Source organism: Aeromonas sp. 600479 (genome assembly GCF_049175515.1).
Classification (GTDB): Bacteria; Pseudomonadota; Gammaproteobacteria; order Enterobacterales; family Aeromonadaceae; genus Aeromonas; species Aeromonas veronii_A.
In genome coordinates this window covers 51,277-74,769 of record NZ_JAAKVF010000006.1, presented here as the reverse complement: position 1 = coordinate 74,769, position 23,493 = coordinate 51,277, and the positions used below count along the sequence as shown (strand labels likewise).

Genomic DNA, 23,493 nt, shown 5'->3' with positions numbered 1-23,493 from the left:
TAAGGGCAGGCAGACCCGCCCATATAGCAGAAACCGGCATCAGGGGATGCCGGTTTTTTATTGTTTTGCGGGATGGGTGGTCTTAACGGGCCAGCTGGACGGCGGCGCGTGCGCGGGCCGGTTGCGGGCGACGCTTGTTTTTTGGCGCGCAGGCCATCTTCAGGCGCAGCCACTCGCGCCACAGCAGCCAGCAGAGCGGCAGGGTGAGCAGCAGCACGGTCGCGGGCTGGGCCATCAGCACCCCATCACGACCCCACAGTTGTGGCAGCAGGAAGATGAGCGGCAGCAGCAACACGGTTTTGGCGATGGAGATGACCAGCGCCTGACGGGTACGCGCCATGGATTGCAGCAGCACTATGCCGAACATGATGATCCCCTCCAGCGGAATGGCGCCGAGGTTGAGGGTCAGGCTGCTGATGGCAGCGGCCAGCAGTTCGGGATCCTTGTCGCCGGTATAGAGCATTGCGACCTGTCCCGGCAGCAGCTGGATGGTGAGCCACACCAGCATGCCGTAGATAAAGGTGAACTTGAGCCCCATCTCCATGAGGTACTTGAGGTTGCGGTGGCGCTTGGCCCCCGCCGCCTTGCTGATGAGCGGCTGAATGCCGAACGCCAGCCCCTGCAGGATGACGATAAAGACCGCCTCGGTGTAACCGGCAACGGTAAAACCCGCCAGATCCTTCACATTGCCATACACCATCAGCTGGCTGTTGTGCAGCATCAGCAGCAGGCCGAGGTTGAACTGGGCAATCAGGCTCGGCAGGCCGGTAAAGAGCAGGTGCGGCATGGCGGGGAGGTTGGGCACCAGATCCCGCCAGCTGAGGCGCAGCCGCGCCCAGGGGGTAAAGAAGTAGCCAAGGCCGATCAGGCTCACCGCACCCTCTGCCATCAGGGTGGCTTGCGCAGTCCCGATCAATCCCAGCCCCAGCCGACCCACCATGATGTAGTTGAGGATGATATTGAGCACGGCGCCGCTGCTCACCAGCACCATGGCCAGTTTCGGGCGGCCATCGTTGCGCAGCAGATAGGGCACCGCCAGATTGCTGGCCAGCAGCAGGGTACCGCCGCCAATCCAGGTTAGGTAGTCGCTTGCCTGTTTCCAGGTCTCGGTGCCCTGTTCAATCCCCAGCCCCAGCAGGATATCGGTGTGGGTGTAATAGAGCAGCACCGGCGCAACGCCCCCGAGTCCGGCCAGCAGCCAGAGGGCGTTGACCAGCGCCTGACGGGCCAGCTTGTCGTTTTTCGCCCCTTGCTGGAAGGAGATGGCAGTGGCGGCCCCCATGCTGATCATGGCGGCCAGACCAATCAGCACCATGATGACCGGATAGACCAGGTTGATCCCGGCGAGGCCAGCGGCACCGACATAGTGGCCGACGAAGATGCCGTCGATGAGGTAGTAGGCCCCCGAGACCAGCATGGCAAGAATGGAGGGGAGGGCGTAAGCCCAGAAGCGACGGGTCATGGCCCGTTGCCGCAGTGTTAAATAGGCAGACATATCTGTTCTCTCGGGGAGTTCGATTATCGAACAGCTAGTCTAGATTAATACTTATTTGGTGATAATCAGGGTTTCACTTGATGAATTGCTGATTATTACTCATTAATCCGGGGTTTTGGTAGTGGGCCTTGAGCATGTCGATCAGGATGCGCAGGCCGCTGCCCAGTTGATGCCGACTGGGATAGAAGAGGTAGAAGCCGGCAAAGGTGGGGCACCAGGGCTCCAGCACGGTGAGCAGTTTCCCTTCCGCGACTTTTTGGCTCACCTCCTCTTCCAGACAGTAGGCGAGCCCCAGCCCCGCCTCGGCGGCGCCCAGATAGAGGGCTGGGGTGCTGGTAGTGAGCGGCCCGGTCACTTCGATCTCCAGCATGGTGCCATCGGCGGCAAAGGCCCAGCGATAGTGATGGTGCGGGGTGAGGCGATAGCCGATGCAGGCGTGGCGGCTCAGCTCGCTCGGGTGCTCCGGCGTACCGTGCTCCGCCAGATAGGCCGGGGAGCCCACCACCAGATAGCGCTGGGGCGGGCCGAGGGGGATGCCGATCATCTCCTTGGGCAGCAGATCCCCATAAAAGAGCGCGGCATCGTAACCATCTTCAATCAGCCGGGGCATCAGCTCCTGCTCCACTACCTCCACCTGCATCCGCGGATAACGGGCCAGATAGTCGATCAGCACAGGTGCCAGCAGACTGTCGATGGCGCCGCGGGGGGCGCAGAGTTTGAGTCGACCCACCGGTTCATCGCTGTTGCGGGCCAGCTCGCAAAGCGCCTCTTCAAGAGTATTGAGGGTGGGGAGCAGCTGCTTGAGCAGCCGCTGGCCCGCTTCGGTCGGTACCACGGCGCGGGTACTGCGGTTGAGCAGCCGCACCCCCAGACGGGCTTCCAACCCTTTCAGGCTGTGGCTGAGGGCGGAGGCGGAGACCCCGAGTTCGAGGGCGGCCTTGCTGAAACTGCGGTGACGGGCGACGGCGGCAAACACCGCCAGTTCGGCGAGATCGGTACGGGTAATGGTCATCATCAATCAACAAAAAGGCGTGAGTCACAAGGGTACGCCAAGGCCGTGTCGCACACAATCCGCGCTAAACGGGTGGCTTGTTGCAAATATGTAGCTGCTCGCAGGCCATTGATTCCAGTGAAACTAAGTTGAATTGTTAAAAAAACTCACAATAAGGCGCCTTGAGTGTGATCTTGGTCGTCCGAAAGGCGACCAAAATCAAACTTTGGTTGATTAATTCAAAAAAACGCTGTGATTAATAAGGGCATTTAATTAAAGTCAGCCCATCAAGAGTGGTGCACGTTAATCGGTTGTTAAGTGAGACGGGCGCCGACCCTCAGGGTCAAAATCTCGCACTGTTGTTTGTTGCAATCCTGTTGTCACAAGGAGTGATGGCCAGGTTGCCGGGGGGCGAGAGGTTAATATCAAGGACGGACAGCAGGCGTTCCAGGGAGATGGAACCGGGCCAAGGCCCGACCAAACAAGAATCCCATTTTCCTAGATGACAGGAACAACGTATGTCTGACATGAATATTGCAGCTGATGGTCGTTTAGCCAGCAACACCTCCCGCGGCGTCAACAAGGCCGATGTGGTCTGGATGCTGGGTCTGTACGGTACCGCGATCGGTGCCGGTGTGCTCTTCCTGCCAATCAACGCCGGTGTAGGTGGCCTGTGGCCGCTGGTTGCCATGTTGATCCTGGCGCTGCCGCTGACTTTCTTTGCTCACCGTGGTCTGACCCGCTTCGTGCTGTCCGGCTCTACCCGTGATGGCGACATCACTGAAGTAGTAGAAGAGCACTTCGGCAAGACCGCAGGCAAATTCATCACCCTGCTCTACTTCTTTGCCATCTACCCGATCGTGCTGATGTATTCAGTCGCCATCACCAACACCGTCGAGAGCGTGATTGTTCACCAGCTGGGCATGTCTGCACCTCCCCGTGCCGTTCTGTCACTGGCTCTGATCCTCGGTCTGATGGCGGTTGTTCGTCTGGGCGGCCAGGTTATCGTCAAAGCGATGAGCGTGCTGGTATTCCCGTTCGTGCTCACCCTGATGGGTCTGGCGTTCTACCTGATCCCGCACTGGAACGGTGCCATCATCACTGAAGCTCCGGCCCTGTCCGACGCCTTCAACGGTGACTTCATCAAGACCCTGTGGCTGGCTATCCCGGTAATGGTATTCTCCTTCAACCACTCCCCGATCATCTCCTCCTTCGCGGTGGACAACAAAGGTCGTTACGGTGAAGGTGCCGAGAAGAAGTGCAGCAACATCCTGCTGGGCGCCCACGTCATGATGGTGATGACCGTTATGTTCTTCGTATTCAGCTGCGTACTGAGCCTCTCCCCGGCTGACCTGGCTGCTGCCAAAGAACAGAACATCTCCATCCTGTCCTACCTGGCCAACCACTTCGATAACCCGGTTATCGGTACTGTGGCTCCGCTGATCGCCATGGTTGCCATCAGCAAATCCTTCCTGGGTCACTACCTGGGGGCGCAAGAGGGCATGAACGGCCTGATGGCCAAGGCGCTGCGCGAGAAGGGCAAGAACGTTGACACCAAGCAACTGAACAAAGTCACTGCCGTGTTCATGATCCTGACCACCTGGGCCATCGCTACCATCAACCCGAGCATCCTCGGCATGATTGAAGACCTGGGCGGCCCGATCATCGCAATGCTGCTGTTCCTGATGCCGATGTACGCCATCACCAAGGTTCCGGCCATGCGCAAATACGCTGGCAACATCAGCAACGGCTTCGTGACCATCATCGGCCTGATCGCCATGTCCGGTATCATCTACAAGCTGATTGCCTGATAACTCCGGTTACCAAGTTGAATGAAGAAGCCGCCTCGCAAGAGGCGGCTTTTTTATGGCCGGGATTCAGGATTGGGCATTGTCGATATTCTCCGACTGCCAGAGGGCGTAGCCCTTGCCGGAGGCCGTGGTGGGCAGATCAATCTGCATCAGGTCGTTGCCGATGATAAAGGGGCCCGAGTAGCGGGCACGCAGATCCTGCGCCAGATCTTTGACCCTGATCTTGCCGTTGAGGCCGATATGGCTGAACACGGTCAGCGCCGGTTTGGCTTCGTTCATTACCCGGGCCGCCTGCTCTGGAGAGGCGAGGTGATTGGCGATCGCCTTGTAGCCGGGGTTGGCCTTCATCTGCTCGGCAGAGGTCATGGAGACGCAGTGCACCAGCAGATCGGCCCCTTTGGCCTGCTCCACTACTTCGGGGCTGTAGCGGGTATCGCCGGAGAGCACCACGCTGTGGCCGTGGTAGTCGATGCGATAGCCGAATGACGGCTTGATGTTGACCCCGTGGTCGTTGTCAAAGGCGGTTACCTTGACCCCGTCATGGTTGTAGACCACCCCGGCGGTAACTTCGTGGCTGTTGATCTCCACCCCGTCCAGCGGCGTTCCCTCATCCTTGACCCGGGTGGCGATGTCAGTGGCGTAGGCCTGCTGCAAGCCACGGGCGAGAGCTGTGGTGCCTTTGGGGCCGTAGAGTTCCATCGGCGCGTGGCGCTGGCCATAGGCCGGTTGCAGCCAGCCGGTCAGCCAGAGATCCGCCAGCCCGTTGGTGTGGTCGGAGTGAAAGTGGGTGAGGAAGAAGGCGTTGACCCGGCCGATGGGGATATGCAGCTGCCACAGGCGAGTGGCGGAGTTGCGGCCAAAATCGAACACCAGCTTCTGGTTGCCCGCTTCGACCAGGGTGCTGTAACCGCCCCGGCTGATCTGGGGTACCGGAGTGCCGGTGCCGAGCAGGCTGACCCGAAAGATATCGGGCCGGGCTTGAGTTGCTGAGGCAGGGGCATGATCGTGGTTGCTGATAAAGCTGCTCTCGGCAGCCTGACTGGCGCCGCTGGCCAGCAGACCGACCAGCAGGGCGGCCAGATAGGTGCTTTTCATGGGGATTTATCCTGTGGGGAAGGGATGGCATCACTGTATTAGCAACTAAAAGTTGAATAAATTGGCTAAAATCCATTTCTTACTAAACTTTGGGTTGTGAATCAGGGTCTTTGTCGCGGGCTAAATGGCCTTGAAACGGGCAAAAAGGAGGGGTTGTGGACCGATTGACCAGCATGCGTATCTTCACCCGGGTGGTGGATCTCGGCTCCTATAGCGCGGTGGCGAGCGAAGAGGGGATCAGCGCCCAGATGGTGGGCAAGCATGTGCTGGGGCTGGAGCAGTGGCTGGGGGGCAAGCTGTTTCACAAGACCACCCGCCAGCAGACTCTCACCGAGCTGGGCCAGCTGTTTTTGGCTCGCTGCCAGCGGGTGCTGGAGGAGCTGGCACTGACCGAGTCGCTCACCCAGAACCTGCTGGCCGAGCCGGCCGGACGGCTGCGCATCGCCGCTCCCCTCAGCTTTGGCCACCACCGGCTGGTGCCGCTGCTGCCCGCTTTTCTCGACCGCTACCCCAAGCTGGATCTGGATCTGCAGCTCACCCCGCGCTGGGTCGATCTGGTGGAGGAGGGGTTCGACGCCGCCATCCGCACCCTGCGCCCGCAGGATGAGGCGCTGATCGCCCGTCCGCTGCTGACCCAGCACTACCGGCTCTGCGCTGCCCCCGACTACCTCAATCGCCACGGCGTGCCCCGTCATCCGGCCGATCTCGCTCGCCACCAGTGTCTGCATGGCAACTGGGGGGAGCACGAGCGCTGGCAATTTGTTGGCGAGGATGGCCAGAGCGAGGAGGTGCGGGTCGCCTCGCGCCTGCGCATCAATCACTGGCCAGCCTTGTTGACGGCTGCGCTCTCGGGGGCTGGCATCACCTTGCAGCCAGCCGAACAGGTGCGTGAGCATATCGCTGCGGGGCGTTTGCTGCCGCTGCTTGGTCGCTATCAGAGCCCGGCCAAGACCCTCTACTTCATCTATCCGGCGGCGCGGCGGCAGGTGCTCAAAATCACCCTGCTGGGGGATTTTCTGGCCGAATCCCTGCAAGCTGAGTCCGAGCCTGAATAAAAGGCTGCATATTCTCGCCACAGTGCTTAACCATCGTACTTAACAAAAGGGCGGGGCAGGCCTAACATGGCGGGATGTTTTTTTAGTCAGGACAAAAGGATATGTCTGGGTTGAAAAAGGATCTCGGGCTCTGGCAGGGGATGGGGCTGCTCGCCACCTCGCTGCTTGGCACCGGGATCTTCGTGGTACCGGCGACCGCCGCCTCGCTGGCGGGCGGGGCCTCGCTCTGGGCCTGGTTGCTGCTGATTGCGCTGGTGCTGCCCATCGCCTTTACCTTCGCTCGCCTCGGCCGTCGCTATCCCCATGCGGGCGGCGCGCCGCACCTGATTGGCCTAGCCTTTGGCAACGGCGCCGAGCGCTTCTCCGCCTTCCTCTTTCTGGCGGTGCTGCCGGTGGGGCTGCCTGCCGCCCTGATGATTGCCGCCGGCTTCTGGCACGCCCTGTTCGAGATGGGGGAGTGGACCCTCTGGGCCATCCAGCTGCTGACCCTGCTCGGGGTCTTTCTGCTGGGGCTGCGTGGGGCGCGATCTTCCGGCAACCTGCAACTGCTGATTGCGCTCGCCATTTTGGGGCTGACCCTGCTTATCTGGTTCAAGGGGGAGGTGAGCTGGCGCGATGCAGCCCGGCCATTGCCTAGCGCGGACGAGTGGCCCCCTATGGCCACCGCGCTGGCGGTGATGTTCTGGTGTTTTGTCGGGCTGGAAGCCTTCGCCCATATGGGGGAGGAGTTCAAGCGGCCGGAGCGGGACTACCCCATCGCTCTGCTCGGCGGGGTGCTGCTGGCGGGGCTTATCTACTGGATCCACTCGCTGGTGGTGCTCAAATATGGCCTCTACGGCGATGAGGCGAAAAACGCCACCGCCATCCCCTCCCTGCTGGTGCTGCTGTTTGGCCCCACCGCCAAGTGGCTGGTGGCGGTGCTCGGTTATCTCTCCTGCTTTGCCAGCATCAATATCTACATTCAGGGCTTTGCCCGGCTGATCTGGAGCATGGCGCGGGAAGGCAAGCTGCCCCCCTCGCTGGCCGTACTCACCGCGCGCGGCGCGCCGCTGCGGGCACTCGGTCTGGTGCTCGCTATCTGTCTGCTCTGCATCACCCTGATCATCTGGCTGCGACTGCCGCTCGATGAGCTGATCCGCTACGCCAACGGCAACTTCGTGCTGGTCTACCTGCTCTGCATGGCGGCGGGCTGGCGTCTGCTTGGCGGTGTGGGCAAGGGGCTGGCGGGGGTGAGCGTGCTGCTCTGTGCTCTGGTGCTGGTGGCGCTCGCCACTCAGGTGCTCTATGCGGTGGCGCTGAGTCTTGGCTACGGCGGCTTCTCGTTGTGGCGGCGTCATCTGCGCCGCAGTCGTCAGCAGGATGCGCTCCCGGTAGCGAAGTAACGTCTCCCCGATGGTCGAAGAAATGAGAAAGCCCTGATGTTCAGGGCTTTTTGATTCCGGCATATGGGATGTTCATATGAATACTGGTTGGCACGCTATTTGCCGAAAAGTGCGGTGTCGGATCAACTCAACGGCGATTTATAGCCAAAAAAAGTGGGATCCAGCTCCCGTTTTGCTTAAAGTGCTTTTTCCGATCCCGTTAGTCGGAATGCCCGCAAGGATGCCCTTCAGACGCTAGCAGGATGGCCTGGCCAGACTGGCTCACAGAGATTTTATTGCTTCGGTTCTCTTTCATCTGTCACCTCGTGACAGCATCCTGTTCCGTTCAGTCAGTCCGGGTTTTGCGTCTCTCTCATCGTGCATTGTCTCCATCTGCAGCGAGTGAATCATGAGCGAATCGGTTTTTGAGATCCACGACTGGACCCTGAGCGTTGACGACAACATGTTGTGTCGCCCCGACCGCGAGGTCTACCTCGAACCCAGACTGGTCAATCTGTTGCGGTTTCTGGCCCATAATGCCGGCACCGTGTTTGGCCGCGATGCCCTGATCAACGAGGTGTGGGATGGCGCCGAGGTGACCGATCAGGTGGTGACTCAGTCCATCTTCGAACTGCGCAAGATCCTCAAAGATGGTCGCACCGATGCGACCGACTATATCGTCACCGTACCCAAGCGCGGCTACAAGCTGGTGGCACCGGTGCGGCCGCTACAGGTGGTTTCCGTGGTGATGGCGGACGAGCAGCCCGCGCCCGCGGTCAATACCGCTCTCTCCGACAACCCGACTCTCTCCGATCTGAGCCCGCCCGCGGCTGAGCAGGATGATGATGCACAGCCCAATGTCGCCCCTTTTCCCGCCGGGCCCCTGACCCGCGCCATCTCCACCCATGCCAAGGATGCCCGCAGCCGCTGGAAGATGGTGAGTTTCGATATCTTCGTTGCCATCGTGCTGATCGCCATTGTCAGCATGCTCAGCTACCAGCACACCAGCCCCCAGGTACACGCCATGCTGGATCCCAATCTGCTGGTGTTCCGCTTTCACTCCGGCATGGATGACAACAACGAGAACGTGCGCCTCGCCGATGGCATTACCCGCGCCCTGATGGGGGAGGTGGCGGTGGCTACGCCGCTGCGGGTGCAGTACGGCGCCACCACTCTGATGGGGGGCATCATGCCCGGCAAGGAGCTGAGTGTGCGGGTCACCCGCCAGCCCCGTGGCACCTATCTCGATCTGGAGTATCGCAATATCAACACCAACCGGGTGCTGTTCAGCCATCAGTACCAGCTCAGTCGCCACAGTGTGCACGGCGTGTTGCAGGCCAGCAGCCAGGATCTGCTGCGCGCCCTCGACCAACCCGATGCCGAGCCGGGGATGGGCTGGCCGACCGATGATGCCTCCCTGATGGCGATGATGGAGGCGCAGTACTACATCAACAGCCGGGATCCGGTCGCCCTCAAGCGTGGCATCGATCTGCTGGAGCAGGCGCTGATTGCCCATCCGGATCAGCCGCTGCTGTTGGCGGAGCGCTATCTGGCGGGCGAGGCGCTGGCCACCTTGGCGGGCAAATCCGAGAGCGAACGGCTGCAGGGGATTGGCACCCATCTCGCCAGCGTGGTGCAAAACAGCGGCGCTCTCCCTGCTCGGGTGTGGGAGGCGTTGACCCTGCAGGCGCTCCTCAACGGCCAGCAACAGCAGGCCAACTATCTGCTGGAGAAGGCGGCGAGTCGCGGCCGCTCGGTGCTCTATTACATACTGCAGGGCAAGCTGGCGGAGCTGGACGGTCGTCCCGAGGCGGCGGGTGATGCCTACAGTCAGGCCTTTCTGATGGAGGCGACCGAGCAGACCTATCTGCTCTGCCAGCAGCTCGGTTTCTACAGCAATATGGAGAGCCTCACCCCGGCTCTGTTCAATGCGCTGGGTCAGAGCAAGGTGAAGCTCTTCTAACTCTGCAGTGTTGGTTTTCTCCCGGTCGGCGCGGTTGCCGGCCCCATCCACAGGCTGCCTTCGGGCGGCCTGTGCGGTTTCTGCTCGTCTCAATCCTGCTTCTTTGCCATTGGGGATAGTCGCTCTGGCGAGTCATGATTTATCCCCCACCGCTCCCCACTATCCCCACTTGCCTTGCCCACGGCATTCGTTGCACTCGCGTTTGTTCGGCTTTACGCCGTGTGCAGCTTGTGACATCTGCTCATGGTTGGCGGCGGGATAAGCTGTCTGTCTCGACCCATTTCTCATTGCTTACCGGTTATCGCCGTTGCGCTTTACCTCTGAGTTTGGATTGTGATGAGCCGAGCTGAGGGGCGAACAGGAGGTGAGTGGCCACTCAGGGTGATGGTCAGCTGGGCGTTCGGATGGTTACAAGGGGAGGGGGCGCAATGGGCGCTGCTTTATCCCGGGTTTATCTGACCAAAAATATCAAGACGGCGAGATAAGGGGGTTATCAAGGGGCAAAAACGGGTTGGCCGGATATCAAAGTTTTATCAAGAGGGCTGTGTGATGTGATGTCAATTTACTGTTTTTAAATGGTTTTTATCAAAAGTGACGAGGCGGCGAAAAAAGTTGCCTCATATTTTTATCCGTTAGCTGGTCTTTATGTTTTCCGGGGATGAGAGGCCTAGTCTGTGCCCATTCTTTGGCGGGGCGTTCCGCCAAATGTGTATGTGACGACCCGACCTTTTATAGAACCGGAGATCTTATGTCCCTAGATACGAGCAAGAAGATTGGCCTTATCGCCTGTACAGGTGTGGTGGCCGGCAACATGATGGGGAGTGGTATTGCGCTGCTGCCTTCGGCACTGGCCAACATAGGTTCCATTTCTGTATTCAGCTGGGCAATCTGTCTGGTAGGCGCCATGGGCCTCGCCTTTGTCTTCGCCCGCCTTGCTACCAAGAACCCGCAAGAGGGTGGCCCCATTGCTTACGCTGGCGAGATCTCTCCGGTGTTCGGTTTCCAGACCGGTGTGCTCTATTACCACGCCAACTGGATCGGTAACCTGGCCATCGCCATTACCGGTGTCTCCTACCTCTCGGTCTTCTTCCCCATTCTCAATAGCCCAATTCCGGCCGCCGCAGCCACCATCGCTGCCGTCTGGATCTTCACCTTCGTCAACCTGCTTGGCGGTAGCTGGGTGAGCCGACTCTGTACTCTGGGTCTGGTGCTGATCCTGCTGCCAGTTGTCGGTACAGCGGTGATGGGCTGGGGTCATTTTGATGCCACTGTCTACAGCCAGAACTGGAACACCACCAGCGGCAGCGACCTGCATGCGGTCATCAGCGCCGTGCTGATCTGCCTCTGGTCTTTCGTCGGTGTTGAATCTGCCGCCGTCTCTTCCGGCATGGTGAAGAATCCCAAGCGCACCGTACCGCTCGCTACCATGCTGGGTACCGGTATCGCCGGTGTTATCTACATCCTCTCTACCCAGGTGATCAGCGGCATGTTCCCGGCCGGTGAAGTGGCTGCCTCCGGCGCCCCGTTTGCCATGGCCTCTTCCGCCATCTTCGGTAGCTGGTCTGCACCATTCGTCTCTGCCTTCACCGCCCTGGCCTGCTTCACCTCGCTCGGTTCCTGGATGATGCTGGTGGGCGAGGCGGGCAAGCGTGCCGCCAACGACGGCAACTTCCCGAAAATCTATGGTGAAGTGGACAAGAACGGCGTGGCCAAGAAGGGTCTGATCCTGGGCTCCCTCAAGATGACTGCCCTGATGATTGGCCTGACCGCCTTCACCTCCCAGTCCGCCCACGCTGCCGACCTCTTCAATGTGCTGACCACAGATGCGGTGTTGCTGACCATGCTGCCCTACTTCTACTCCAGCATTAACCTGATCCGCTTCGAGGGCATGACCTCCCGCAGCATCGGCGCCATGATCTTCTCCGGTGTGGCCTGTGTCTTCTGTCTGGTGGCCCTGATGGGCGCCAAGGGTTCCAACCTTACCGCTACCTTCGTGGTGTCGCTCATCATCCTGATGTTCTACGCCAAAAAACAGGGTCTGCGTCAGCACGACGCCCTGCTCAACGAGCAACCCAGCAACTAATTCCCCCTTTTATCTTCCGAGCGCTCTTCACTCACCATCCCTGATGGAGAGCGCCCCTTTACGTGTGGAGCATTACGATGAATATCATTGCCATCCTCAACCACCTGGGCGTTTTCTTTAAAGAAGAACCCATTCGCCAGCTACAAGCCTCCCTCGAGCGCAAGGGTTTCGAGGTTGTTTATCCGGTAGACGTCGCCGACCTGCTGAAACTGATCGAGAAGAACCCCCGCGTTTGCGGCGCCATCTTCGACTGGGACAAATACTCTCTGGGCCTGTGCAAGGAGATCCATGATCGCAACGAGAAGCTGCCGATCTTTGCCTTTGCCAACGACCAGTCCACCCTGGACATTCACCTGACCGACCTGCGTCTGAACGTGCACTTCTTCGAGTACCGTCTCGGCATGGCTGACGACATCGCCCTCAAGATGGGTCAGGCCACTCAGGAGTATCAGGACGCTATCCTGCCGCCGTTCACCAAGGCACTGTTCAAGTACGTGGAAGAGGGTAAATACACCTTCTGTACTCCGGGTCACATGGGCGGTACCGCCTTCCAGATGAGCCCGGCCGGCAGCATCTTCTATGACTTCTACGGCCCGAACGCGTTCAAGGCTGACGTCTCCATCTCCATGCCGGAGCTGGGCTCCCTGCTGGATCACTCAGGTCCGCACAAGGAAGCCGAAGAGTACATCGCCCGTACCTTCAACGCCGATCGCTCCTACATCGTTACCAACGGTACCTCCACTGCCAACAAGATCGTCGGCATGTACTCCGCGCCTGCCGGCAGCACAGTGCTGGTTGACCGTAACTGCCACAAGTCGCTCACTCACCTGATGATGATGAACGACGTGACGCCGATCTACTTCCGTCCGACCCGCAACGCCTACGGCATTCTGGGTGGTATCCCGCAGAGCGAATTCAGCCGCGACACCATCGCTGCCAAGGTTGCCGCGACACCGGGTGCCCAGGCTCCCCGTTACGCCGTGGTCACCAACTCCACCTATGATGGCCTGCTCTACAACACCGGCTTCATCAAGGAGGCGCTGGACACTCCTTACATCCACTTCGACAGTGCCTGGGTGCCTTACACCAACTTCAGCCCGATCTATGAAGGCAAGTGCGGCATGAGCGGCGAAGCGATGCCGGGCAAGGTGTTCTACGAAACTCAGTCCACCCACAAACTGCTGGCGGCCTTCTCCCAGGCCTCGATGATCCACATCAAGGGTGACGTGGAGGAGGAGACCTTCAACGAAGCCTTCATGATGCACACCTCCACCTCGCCGCAGTACGGCATCGTGGCCTCGACCGAGATCTCCGCCGCCATGATGCGGGGCAACACCGGCAAGCGTCTGATCAAGGACTCCATTGATCGCGCCATCTCCTTCCGCAAAGAGATCAAGCGTCTGCGTGATCAGAGCGAAGGCTGGTTCTTCGACGTATGGCAGCCGGACAACATCGACACCGTCGAGTGCTGGAAGCTGGATCCGAAAGATGACTGGCACGGCTTCAAGGACATCGATGACAACCACATGTACCTGGACCCGATCAAGGTCACCCTGCTGACTCCGGGTATGGGTCGTGACGGCCAGCTGCTGGAGAAGGGCATCCCTGCCTCTCTGGTCTCCAAGTTCCTGGACGAACGCGGCATCGTGGTCGAGAAGACCGGCCCTTACAACATGCTGTTCCTCTTCTCCATCGGTATCGATCAGTCCAAGGCGATGCAGCTGCTGCGCGCCCTGACCGAGTTCAAGCGCGGCTACGACCTGAACCTGACCATCAAGAGCATCCTGCCGAGCCTCTATCGTGAAGACCCGAGCTTCTACGAAGGGATGCGCATTCAGGAGCTGGCGCAGCGCATTCACGAGCTGACCAGCAAGTACCGTCTGCCGGAGCTGATGTTCAAGGCGTTCGACGTACTGCCAGAGATGAAGATGACTCCGCACGCCGCATGGCAGCAAGAGCTGGCCGGCAACGTGGTGGAAGTGCCGCTGCGTGACATGGTTGACCGCATCAGCGCCAACATGATCCTGCCGTACCCGCCGGGAGTTCCGCTGGTACTGCCGGGCGAGATGGTGACCCAGGATTCTCTGCCGGTGCTCGAGTTCCTCGAGATGCTGTGCGAGATCGGTGCCCACTACCCGGGTTTCGAGACCGACATCCACGGCCTCTATCGTCAGGCCGATGGCAGCTACACCGTCAAGGTGCTGCGTTAATCGACAGTGACAACAGTCGAAAGTGACAACAACGGGCCGCAAGGCCCGTTTTTCCCTCCGGAATTCCTGTTCTTATTGCGTGAGTCGCCAACCATGAAGCGAGTGCTCTCCATTCAATCCCACGTAGTCTTTGGCTGTGCCGGCAACAGCGCCGCCGTTTTTCCCATGCGTCGCCTCGGGATCGAGGTGTGGCCGATGAACACGGTGCAGTTCTCCAACCACACCCAATACCGCGAAGGCTGGCAGGGGATGGTGATGCCCGGCGGCCATATCCGTCAGCTGGTAAACGGCCTGGCGGAGATCGGTGTGCTGGCCGAGTGCGATGCGATCTTGAGCGGTTACCTCGGCTCGGCCGAACAGGGGGAGGAGATCCTGGCGGCGGTGGCCCGGCTCAAGGCGCTCAATCCGGCCGCCCTCTATTTTTGTGATCCCGTGATGGGTCACCCCGACAAGGGGTGCATAGTGGCACCCGGCGTCTCCGATTTTCTGAAAACCAGGGCACTGGCCTGCGCCGATATGCTGGCCCCCAATCTGCTGGAGCTGGAACAGCTCACCGGCCGCGATATCCGCAATGTGCCGGAGGCCATCGAGGCGTGCCAGCAGCTGCGCGCGCAAGGGGTCAAGCTGGTGATGGTCAAGCATCTGGGCAAGGCTGGTTTTGCCATGGACCGCTTCGAAATGTTGCTGGTGTGCGAGGAGGGAACCTTTCATCTCTCCCGCCCACTCTACCCTTTTGCTCGCCACCCCATCGGGGTGGGGGATCTGCTAAGCGCCACCATGCTGGCCAATCTGCTGGCGGGTTGTACCCCGGTGGCGGCGTTCGAGCTTACCAATGCCAGCGTGGATGCCGTGCTGGCCCGGACCTGGCTGGCGGGGGCCTACGAGCTGCAACTGGTGGCGGCCCAGCACGAGATGGCGCTGCCGCTGGTGCGCACAAAGGCCACTCGCCTTGAGTAGAGGCGTCGCCGATTCTGGATACAAAAAAGCCCTGAAGGTCAGGGCTTTTTCTATTTCTGAAGCACGGGGGGCAGCCGCGCCTTAATCCTTGGGATCCTTGAGCGCCTCGATCACATCCTCCTTTGGCCCGAGTCCCTCGACATGGTTGAAGGTGTCGAGCCCCTCCAGCGTACTGATGGTAAAGGCGTCGGCGCTCAGGTAGCTGCCGCTGCCGGCGCTCTCCATGATGACCACCAGCTCGGGCTGTTTGTCACCGTTGAGATCCAGCAATTTCAGCTCCTTGATGGATCCATCGCGCGGCAGCACCTTGCCGTCGATGAACTGATCCAGCGGAAACTGGGGATTGGCGCCGGAGTAGAGGCGCACATCGTAGCTGCCGATGGAAGCGGGTTCACCGCGTCCTTCGGCCACCGTGATCACCTGACCGGAGGGGAGTGTCAGCTGTTTGAAGAAGCTCTCCGCTGCCTGGCCGGTCAAGGGCAGAGTGAGCAGACCGAGTGTCATCAGCAAGGTTTTCATAGGCGTTACTCTTGTTACTGCGGTGAGCGGCATGGCCGTTCACTGACGTCAACGTATGGAGATGGGGCGGTGCCGACACATGGCATCTGCCCCTCTGTTATGCCTCACAAGAGGCGTGCATTACCAGATCTTCACCCGTTTTTGGGGCGGCAGATAGAGCTTGTCCCCCGGCTGGATGTTGAATGCCTCGTAGAAGGCGGGAATGTTCGGCACCACGCCGTTGACCCGGTACTCGGGGGGCGAGTGGGGGTCGGAGCGCAGCAGCATCTGCATCAGCTCGGGGCGATACATCCCCTTCCACACCTGCGCCCAGCCGAGGAAGAAGCGCTGTTCGCCGGTGAAGCCATCCAGCACCGGCGCCTCCTTGCCATCCAGCGACAGCTCGTAGGCCTTGTGGGCGATGGTGAGACCGCCGAGATCGCCAATGTTCTCCCCCAGGGTAAACTGGCCGTTGACGAACTGGCCGTTGATGGGCTCGAAGCGGTTGTACTGGGCCACCAGCCGGCTGGTGCGGAAGCGGAACTCCTTAAGATCCTGCGGTGTCCACCAGTCGCGCATCATGCCATCACCGTCGGATTTGGCCCCCTGATCATCAAAACCGTGGCCCATCTCGTGGCCGATCACCCCGCCGATGGCGCCGTAGTTGACCGCATCATCCGCCGTCATGTCGAAGAAGGGGGGCTGCAAGATGGCCGCCGGGAAGACGATCTCGTTGTTGCTCGGGTTGTAGTAGGCGTTCACCGTTTGAGGCGACATGTGCCACTCGTCCCGGTCGACCGGTTTGCCGAGGCGCGCCAGACTGTCTGCGTATTCAAAGGCTTGCGAGCGTTGCAGGTTGCCCACCAGATCATCCGGTTTGATTGTGATGGCGCTGTAATCCTTCCACTTGTCGGGGTAGCCGATCTTGGGGCGGAACTTGGCCAGCTTCTCGAGTGCCTGCGCCTTGGTCTCGGGCGACATCCAGTCGAGCTCCTTGATGCTCTGGCCGTAGGCGGTGCGCAGGTTCTCCACCAGCAGCTCCATCCGCTCCTTGGCCGCTGGCGGGAAGTAGCGGGCCACATAGAGCTGGCCGACTGCTTCACCCAGATGATCGTTCAGCACCCCGAGCGCCCGCTCCCAGCTGGCCCGCTGCTTGGGCGTGCCGCTCAATGTGGTGCCGTAGAAGGCGAAGTTGGCGCGGTCGGTCTCGCTGTCAAGATAGGGGGCGTAATCGGTCAGCAGTTGCCACTTGAGGTAGGCCTGCCAGTCGGCGATGGGAGTCTGGGCCATCACCTGATCCAGCGCGCTCAGATAGGTCGGCTGACCGATAATGAGCTCCGGCTGGCCAGCAATGCCTGCGGCATTGAGATAAGCCTGCCAGTCGAGATGGGGGGCGAGGCGTGCCAGTTCGCTGGCGGGGCGCTTGTTGTAGTTCTTCTCCCGATCCCGCAGAGCGACGTTGTCCCACTGGATGGTGGCGAGCCGGGTTTCGAGGGCCAGAATCCGTTTGGCCTTGCCGCTCGGGTCAGATTCCCCGAGGCGGTTCAGCATGGCGGCGATATGCTGTTGGTACTTCTGGCGCAGGGCCTGACTGTCGGGATCCTGCTTGAGGTAGTAGTCCCGATCCGGCAGCCCCAGTCCACCTTGATAGAGGTAGACCGCATAGCGGTCGGGGGACTTGGCATCGGCGTCGATCCAGATGCCAAACGGCGCGCCGCCGCCCATGCGGCCACTTTGGGCAAAGGCGCGGGCCAGCGCGGCCTGATCACCGATCCGGTCGATATCGGCCAGCGCCGGTGCCAGCGGGGTGAGCCTCTTGGCGTCACGGCCTGCCTGATCCAGATAGCTGGCGTAGAGATCGCGGATCTGCTGGGTCGGCGTGCCGGTGGCGGCCTCCTGCTTGGCCAGCCCCTCGACCAGCACCCGCACGTCGGCGAGGGATTTGTCCCGCAGCATGTAGAAAGCGCCATCGGCGGGGCGATCGTCGGGGATCTTGGCGGTGGCGAGCCACTTGCCATTGACGTAGCGGAAGAAGTCATCGCCGGGTTTGACCTGGGTGTCCATATTGGCCAGCGCCAGCCCGGAGTGTTTGGGGGAGTCTTGCGGTACCTGACTGCAGCCAGCCAGCAGGGCCAGTCCAATCAGGCCGGCCAGTAAGCTTTTCTTATTGTTCATCTTGTTTGATTCCAATTCGGATTGTTTGCTTCCCTGCCCATCTTCCTTGCTCCAACCGGTTATACGACCGCCTTGCGGCCAGCCTGGTGGAGAGGGCGGGCGAGCCTCACTCTAGCAGCAGGGTTGCAGCTTGATAAGCCCGACTCTGCTAAGATCGGCCGGTCCGTTTTGGGGAAGCCTATGATTTCTCATCTTTATTCTCGCTTTTGTCTGACTATGCCAGCGCCGGAAGGTTCCACCGGTCTGCTGGTGGCTTTCAGTGGCGGCCTCGACTCCACCCTGCTGCTGGTGCTGGCGGCGCAGTATGCCCGCGAGCACAGCCTGCCACTTCGCGCCCTGCACGTGCACCACGGCCTCAGTCCCCATGCCGATGAGTGGGTCGCTCATTGTGAAGCCGTGTGTCAGCAATTGGCGGTGGAGCTGCTGGTCGAGCGGGTGACTCTGGCCCGTGGCAATGGCGAGAGTCTGGAGGCGCAGGCGCGCACAGCCCGTTACCAGCGGCTGACCGCCCGGATGCGGGAGGGGGAGTGGCTGCTCACCGCTCACCATCAGGACGATCAGCTGGAGACCCTGCTGCTGGCCCTCAAGCGCGGCGCCGGTCTGCGCGGTCTGGCGGGGATCTTGCCAAGCCAGCCCTTTGCCGGTGGCCTGTTGCTGCGCCCGCTGCTCGATATGAGTCGTGCCGAGCTGGCCGAGGCGGCGGCGAGCCTCCCCTTTGGCTGGGTGGAAGATGAGAGCAATCAGGACGTGAGCTATGACCGCAACTTTTTGCGCCAGACGCTTATCCCCCAGCTCAAAGCGCGCTGGCCCGCCATGGCCCAGACCGCGGCGCGCAGCATGGCCCTGTGCGCCGAGCAGGAGGCGCTGCTGGATGAGTTGGCCGAGAGTGACTGGCAGCTGGCGGGCGAGGGGGAGGCGCTCCATATCGGCCCGCTGCACGCCCTCTCTCCCACCCGGCGCAACAACCTGCTGCGCTACTGGATCCGCCGTCAGGGGGGCGAGATGCCATCCCGCGAGCAGCTTGCCCGGTTGTGGCAGGAGGTCGCGTTGGCGCGCGGCGATGCCAACCCCCAGCTCAACTGGGGGCGCCAGAGCTGCCGCCGTTTTCAGGAGCGGCTCTATCTGGTGAGCCCTGACTTGCAACCTTGTCATCAGGTGTTGCCGATGATTGTGGGCGAGCCGCTGACCCTGCCGGATGGTTTGGGCGAGCTGGTGGTGCGCATGGCGGAGCACGGCGAGGATCTGCTGCGTTCCCCCCGAGCGGACGAGCCCCTCTCGGTGCGTTTTCAGGTAGCGCCCGGGATCCCCCTCAAACCGGTGGGGCGAAGCGGTAGTCGGCGGATGAAGAAGCTGCTGCAAGAGTATGGTGTTCCCTCGTGGCAACGGGGACGCATTCCCATCCTCTACTATGGCGAGCAGGTGGCGGCGGTGGTGGGGCTCTTTGTCTGCGACGGTTTTATGGCACAGAGTGCCGGGCTGGTTTGCCACTGGCAGGGAAACGGTGCCGCCCCCATCCTGCCCGAGCAGGATCTTGCATGAGGTGATCTCGGTGTGAGGGAGGATTAGCCCCAAAAAAAGAAGCTCCGGTCACATGGCGCGCATGTGCCGGAGCAAAGAAGAGTTCGGGATTATTCGTTAGGGCTGGCCTTGCCGGCTTTTTTGCGGGCGTAGAGGTGACTGTCGGCCGCCTCGTAGAGGCTCGGCACATCGACCCCGGATTGCCAGCTGGCGGCGCCAAGGCTGCATCCGACCGAGAAGGTGCTGAGCTCCTTGTTGGTCATCAACATATGCTGCAGTCGCAGCCAGACCGGGCGCCACGCCTCGGGTTCGGCCGGTTGCAGCAGCAGGGCAAATTCATCTCCCCCGAGCCGGAAGGCTTGATCCGTACTGCGGATGCACCCCTTGAGCAGCTGGGCGAAGCGGCTCAGCACCAGATCCCCCACCGGATGGCCCCAGGTATCATTGATCTGCTTGAAGCGATCGAGATCCAGCAGCACCAGCACCAGACCGTGGGGCTCTCGGCTGTGCTGCTCGATGGCGCGACCGATGGCCTCGTCAAAGTAGGAGCGGTTGCCAAGGCCGGTCAGGTGATCGAGCCGGACCAGCTGATCCAGTTTTTCCAGCCGCAGATAGAGGGGGAGCAGCAAGCAGAGTAGCTGATGGTATTGCATCAGTACCCGTTGCTGGCTGCCGCTCAGCGGATGTTCCAGCTCGTAGTGGAGCTGGCCGAGCAGCTGGCCATGCTGACCGCGCAGCTCGAACGGATAGTTGTGCAGGTTGAGGGTGGCCAGCGGCGGGTGCTGGATCAGCACATGGGGCTGGCCACAATCGAGGTAGAGACCGTGGATCCTGACAATTCTTGCCGCACGATCGGCAAAAGTTGTCAGCAGACCGCCGAGATCGCTCTGCCCCAACAACTGCTCGAGCAACTGGTTGCGTTCAACGCTGGGCAACGGCGTGAGCCGCTCCATCTGGCGAACCCACTGCTCGATGCCATGGCTAAAGCCATTAAGTGACGACGTATTTTCCATGGTCTTCCACCTGTAACACCTGACTACTGTCTCCTCCCTGCAATTGGCATGCCCAATATATCTTTCCTGCCCGCCAGATCGGCTGACTAAGCTTAAGTCGATAAAAGGAGAGGGAAATTTGTACACCGACCTGTTGATCCTGTTGTTCGCCGCCGTGCTGCTGGTGGCAACTTTCCGGCGCCTCGGCTTGCCGGTCATCCTTGCCTACCTGATTGCCGGCGTCTTGCTCGGCCCCCACGGGCTGGCGGTGATCACCGGTCAGTCGATCATGCAGACCATTGCCGAGCTGGGGATCGTCTTTCTGATGTTCTCGCTGGGGCTGGAATTCTCCCTGCCGAAACTACTGGCGATGCGCCGGTTGGTGCTGGGGGTCGGGATGTTGCAGGTGCTGCTCACGTCACTGCTCTTTTTCGCCATCGGCTGGTGGTGGGGGCTGGGTCTGGCCCAGTCGCTGGTGGTGGCGGGAACGTTGGCACTCTCCTCGACGGCGGTGGTGATCAAGCAGCTCGGCGAGCAGAAGCAGCTCCATACCCGCCGCGCCCAGCTGGGGGTGAGCGTGCTGCTGTTTCAGGATCTGGCGGTGGTGCCCCTGCTGGTGATGATCCCGATCCTCGCCCAGCCGGAAGTGCAGGGCAGCGCCCTGGCCGCCGAGATCGCCTGGGCCACCCTCAAGGGGCTGTTTGCTCTCTTCACCCTGCTGGCGGTGGGTAAGTGGTTGCTGCCACTGCTGTTTCACGAGGTGGCGCGAGCCCGCTCCGACGAGTTGTTCGTGCTGAGTGCCCTGCTGGTGGCGCTGCTGGCTGCCTACATGACCCATTCACTGGGGCTGTCGATGGCGCTGGGGGCGTTTCTGGCGGGGATGATGCTGGGGGAGTCCCACTACCGTCATCAGCTGGAGGTGGACATCAAGCCCTTTCGCGATGTGCTGATGGGGCTCTTCTTTATCACCATCGGCATGGCCATGGAGTGGGAGCTGGTGGCGCGGGCTTGGTGGCAGGTACTGATCTGCGTAGTGTTGCTGGTGCTGTGCAAATCCCTGCTGGTACTGCTGGCCGGGCGGCTGATGGGGGAGCGAAAGCGCGACAGCATGGCCGCCGGTATCATGCTCAGTCAGGTGGGAGAGTTTGGCTTCGTGCTGCTGGCACTGGCACTGCACCACGGCTTGCTGGATCAGCAGCTGGTCTCACTGCTCATCGGTATCGGCATCATCTCCATCGCCATGACCCCCTGGCTGGTGACCCAGGCCCATTCGCTGGCCCGTAGCCTCACCGATCCGGCGCTGCTGACCCGCTCCGAGGTGGCACAGTCGGGCCTGAGCAAAAACCAGCACGTCATCATCGCCGGGTTTGGCCGGGCGGGGCAGACCTGTGCCCGCTTTCTCAAGATCGAGGAGATCCCCTTTCTGGCCCTCGATCTCGACCCGGAGCGGGTGAGCGAAGCCAAGCTGGCGGGGGAGCAGGTGGCCTTCGGCGATGCCAGTCGCCGCGATATTCTGCTGGCCGCCGGCTTGTTGCGGGCGCGGCTGGTGATCATCACCTTCGATGATCTCAAGCGGGTGGAGGCTATGCTGGCACTGATCCGCGAACTGGCGGTGGATCTCAAGGTGCTGGTGCGTACCCGGGATGACAGTTTTCTGGAGCAGTACAAGCAGGCAGGGGCGTTTGAGGTGATTCCCGAATCCCAGGAGGGAGCCCTGATGCTGGTCTCCCACCTGCTGCTCAACTGCGATATCCCTATCGGTCGGGTGATCCGCCGGATGGAGCTGGAGCGCAGCAGCCAATATCGCTTCCTGCACGGCTTCTACTGGGGGGATCAGAGTGCCAGCAATCTGGAGGCGGATCAGCTGCTTGAACGTCTCCACCCGCTGTTTCTGCACGATCAGGCGTGGGCGGTAGGCCGTGAAGTGAGAGAGCTGCCACTCGATGAGGTGCGGATCAAGGAGGTACAGCGCGGCGATCAGAGTCTCGAGCCCAGACCCGAGCTGGTGCTGGCAGCTGGCGATCGGCTGATCCTGTTTGGTACCGTGGTGGCGATGGAGCAGGCGGAACAGCGTTTGCTGGAGGGGCGCTGAGTCCCCTCGCACTCATCGGCTGCCTCCTCTATTCCCGCTCTTTTGGTAGCCCTTCGATATCGAGGAAGGCGGCAACCCGCTCCTGCTCCCTGAGTGTGTCCTGATAGCCCAGCTTGATCAGCTGTTGGCAATAACCCGGATAGAACATCAAAAAGCTGGCCAGACTGCTGGTCTCATCCCCCTTCACGCCCAATACCCGCAACAGGCGGCGCAACTGCAGCGGCAGCTTGCGCAGATAGGCCAGCGCCATGATGTCGAGATCCTGACTCGGTTTCAGCACGCAGGTCTCCACCCGTTTCAATTGCAGGCGGTTGCGCTCCCGTAGCGGGATAAGATCCAGTGTCTGGTTGATGCGCCACAGTCGCTCCAGATCGGAGTTGAGGGTGTCGGTAAAGACGGTATCGAGCAGATGGCTGGCGATATTGGAGCTGGTGAGGTGGCCGTGGTGATGGGTCGGTGCTGAGTGCTCAGGCGGATCCAGAGTGATCAGCAGGATCCGCTCCGCCCCCAGATGGATGGCGGGGCTGAGTGGGCTTAGCTGGTGGATGGAGCCGTCGCCGTAGAACTTCTCGCCGATCCGGGTGGCCGGAAAAACGAAGGGCAGTGCCGAGGAGGCGAGCAGATGCTCCGATGTAAGCACGGTGCGCACCCCGCGCCGTCTCGCCCGCTCCCACGGATGGTGCTCGGCCCGCCCCTGAAAGAAGGTGGTGGAGAGACCGTCATCGTAATCCGACGCCGTGATGGCCAGCGCCTCCAGACTGCCGTAGAGGATGTTGTCATCGATGCGGTGATAGTCGATGAGCTGATCCAGCAGGCGGTGCAGCGGCGCGTTGTCAAACAGGTGAAAGGCGTGGTTGGTGTGGGGATTGATCAGCCCCGCCGACCCTTCGTACAACAACCGCCACAGCAGTCGCCCGGGGTGAAAATCGAAGATGTGGTGAGTCTCGAAACGGCGCCAGACCCACTCCAGCTTGCGAACCCCCAGATGGAAGCAGGAGGCGTAGCAGGCCAGTGCAGTGACATTGATGGCCCCCGCCGAGGTGCCGCACAGGATGGGAAAAGGGATGCCGAGATTGCGCGGGTAGAGCTCCGCAATCGCCTTGAGGGCACCGACCTGATAGGCGGCACGAGCACCGCCACCGGTGAGCAACAACGCTGTATTGGGTCTGGCCATATGCTGGCGCCTTATTGTTGGCC

16 protein-coding genes are annotated in these 23,493 nt (G+C 61.0%); 9 read left to right on the top strand and 7 right to left on the bottom strand.

Features of this window, described 5'->3' with window-relative positions:
• Positions 1-82: 82 nt before the first annotated feature.
• The gene (locus tag G5149_RS08930) at positions 83-1,495 is read right to left on the bottom strand and encodes an MATE family efflux transporter (RefSeq protein WP_076492884.1); all 1,413 of its coding nucleotides are present in this window, start codon (positions 1,493-1,495) and stop codon (positions 83-85) included.
• Positions 1,496-1,568: 73 nt separating this feature from the next.
• Positions 1,569-2,507: a LysR substrate-binding domain-containing protein gene (locus tag G5149_RS08925; protein ID WP_421212331.1), complete on the bottom strand. Its 939-nt coding sequence runs from the start codon at positions 2,505-2,507 to the stop codon at positions 1,569-1,571.
• 497 nt (positions 2,508-3,004) lie between these two features.
• Between G5149_RS08925 and G5149_RS08920 the strand changes: the two genes are divergently transcribed.
• Positions 3,005-4,297, top strand: coding sequence for an HAAAP family serine/threonine permease (locus tag G5149_RS08920; RefSeq protein ID WP_005338498.1), 1,293 nt, complete (start codon positions 3,005-3,007; stop codon positions 4,295-4,297).
• A gap of 66 nt (positions 4,298-4,363) precedes the next feature.
• Here the strand turns inward: G5149_RS08920 and G5149_RS08915 are convergent, their stop codons facing one another.
• Entirely contained in the window at positions 4,364-5,392 is a 1,029-nt protein-coding gene (locus G5149_RS08915) for an MBL fold metallo-hydrolase (RefSeq protein ID WP_421212285.1), read from the bottom strand.
• A gap of 155 nt (positions 5,393-5,547) precedes the next feature.
• Here G5149_RS08915 and G5149_RS08910 point away from each other — a divergent pair, with 155 nt between their 5' ends.
• The 6 genes from G5149_RS08910 (at position 5,548) to pdxY (ending at position 15,021) form a co-directional block, all read left to right on the top strand.
• Entirely contained in the window at positions 5,548-6,447 is a 900-nt protein-coding gene (locus G5149_RS08910; protein ID WP_421212284.1) for a LysR family transcriptional regulator, read from the top strand.
• 101 nt (positions 6,448-6,548) lie between these two features.
• Positions 6,549-7,829, top strand: a complete 1,281-nt coding sequence (gene yjeH, locus G5149_RS08905; protein ID WP_421212283.1) for an L-methionine/branched-chain amino acid transporter — start codon at positions 6,549-6,551, stop codon at positions 7,827-7,829.
• Between the two features lie 388 nt (positions 7,830-8,217).
• A complete protein-coding gene (cadC, locus tag G5149_RS08900; protein WP_421212282.1) occupies positions 8,218-9,771 on the top strand; it encodes a lysine decarboxylation/transport transcriptional activator CadC in 1,554 nt (517 codons plus the stop codon).
• A 748-nt stretch (positions 9,772-10,519) separates the two neighbouring features.
• Positions 10,520-11,854, top strand: a complete 1,335-nt coding sequence (gene cadB / locus G5149_RS08895) for a cadaverine/lysine antiporter (protein WP_421212281.1) — start codon at positions 10,520-10,522, stop codon at positions 11,852-11,854.
• Between the two features lie 77 nt (positions 11,855-11,931).
• The gene (locus G5149_RS08890) at positions 11,932-14,064 is read left to right on the top strand and encodes a lysine decarboxylase CadA (protein ID WP_058059046.1); all 2,133 of its coding nucleotides are present in this window, start codon (positions 11,932-11,934) and stop codon (positions 14,062-14,064) included.
• Positions 14,065-14,157: 93 nt separating this feature from the next.
• A complete protein-coding gene (gene pdxY / locus G5149_RS08885; RefSeq protein ID WP_421212280.1) occupies positions 14,158-15,021 on the top strand; it encodes a pyridoxal kinase PdxY in 864 nt (287 codons plus the stop codon).
• Between the two features lie 81 nt (positions 15,022-15,102).
• Here the strand turns inward: pdxY and G5149_RS08880 are convergent, their stop codons facing one another.
• Both G5149_RS08880 and G5149_RS08875 read right to left on the bottom strand, forming a co-directional pair.
• Positions 15,103-15,540, bottom strand: coding sequence for a PliI family lysozyme inhibitor of I-type lysozyme (locus G5149_RS08880; protein WP_421212279.1), 438 nt, complete (start codon positions 15,538-15,540; stop codon positions 15,103-15,105).
• 120 nt (positions 15,541-15,660) lie between these two features.
• Positions 15,661-17,694 carry a M13 family metallopeptidase gene (locus tag G5149_RS08875; RefSeq protein ID WP_421212278.1) on the bottom strand — a complete coding sequence of 678 codons (2,034 nt, stop codon included), beginning with the start codon at positions 17,692-17,694 and terminating at the stop codon, positions 15,661-15,663.
• 180 nt (positions 17,695-17,874) lie between these two features.
• Between G5149_RS08875 and tilS the strand changes: the two genes are divergently transcribed.
• Positions 17,875-19,233, top strand: a complete 1,359-nt coding sequence (gene tilS / locus G5149_RS08870; RefSeq protein WP_421212277.1) for a tRNA lysidine(34) synthetase TilS — start codon at positions 17,875-17,877, stop codon at positions 19,231-19,233.
• 89 nt (positions 19,234-19,322) lie between these two features.
• Here tilS and G5149_RS08865 read toward each other — a convergent pair whose 3' ends face one another.
• Positions 19,323-20,225: a GGDEF domain-containing protein gene (locus G5149_RS08865; RefSeq protein ID WP_005347848.1), complete on the bottom strand. Its 903-nt coding sequence runs from the start codon at positions 20,223-20,225 to the stop codon at positions 19,323-19,325.
• Positions 20,226-20,343: 118 nt separating this feature from the next.
• On the opposite strand from G5149_RS08865, the gene G5149_RS08860 reads away from it, so the two are divergent.
• On the top strand, positions 20,344-22,296 hold the full coding sequence (locus G5149_RS08860; protein WP_421212276.1) for a cation:proton antiporter: 1,953 nt from the start codon (positions 20,344-20,346) through the stop codon (positions 22,294-22,296).
• 28 nt (positions 22,297-22,324) lie between these two features.
• On the opposite strand, the gene G5149_RS08855 is transcribed toward G5149_RS08860, so the two are convergent.
• Positions 22,325-23,470 (bottom strand): patatin-like phospholipase family protein, encoded by a 1,146-nt coding sequence (locus G5149_RS08855; protein WP_421212275.1) that lies wholly within the window; start codon positions 23,468-23,470, stop codon positions 22,325-22,327.
• Positions 23,471-23,493 lie beyond the last annotated feature (23 nt).